Origin of the sequence: Halobellus sp. Atlit-38R (assembly GCF_003665925.1) — an archaeon.
Classification (GTDB): Archaea; Halobacteriota; Halobacteria; order Halobacteriales; family Haloferacaceae; genus Haloquadratum; species Haloquadratum inordinatus.
The window spans coordinates 1-483 of sequence record NZ_QXIJ01000264.1; the positions used below are offsets into that span (position 1 = coordinate 1).

At 67.7% G+C, this 483-nt stretch carries 1 protein-coding gene; it reads left to right on the forward strand.

All coding sequences use genetic code 11. The features are described 5' to 3' along the window. A partial coding sequence (locus tag D3D02_RS19275) for an acyl-CoA dehydrogenase family protein (RefSeq protein ID WP_255410179.1) occupies nt 1–302 on the forward strand: 302 nt, incomplete at its 5' end. Nucleotides 303–483 lie beyond the last annotated feature (181 nt).

The window sequence follows — 483 nt, forward strand, 5'->3', positions numbered from 1 at the left end:
AGCTCGCGGAGATGCACACGAACACCGAGGCCGCGCGCTGGCTCACCTACCGCTCGGCGTGGGCGGTCGACAACGAGGCCGGCGACCTCACCGCGCTCGCGTCGATGGCCAAGGAGTTCGCCTCGCGGACCGCGGTCGAGGTCGCCGACGAGGCGGTCCAGGTCCACGGCGGCGCCGGCTTCGTCAACGACCACGACGTCGAGCGGCTCTACCGCGACGCGAAGATCACCCAGATCTACGAGGGCACCACGGAGATCCAGAAGAACATCGTCGCCCGCGAGCTACTCGACGAGGGGATGTAACCCATCGTCGGAGCGTCCCCCTCCGGATCGGTATGTAAAAGCGACGAGGGTCCGTAGCGTCCGGTATGAGCGAGGAGGCGAACGCCGACGTGGACAGCGACGGGACGGTCGAGGCCCCCCGCGATCAGGACCCCGAAGAGCGGCTCAAGCGACAGCGCGACGACTTACAGCTGCTGAACCA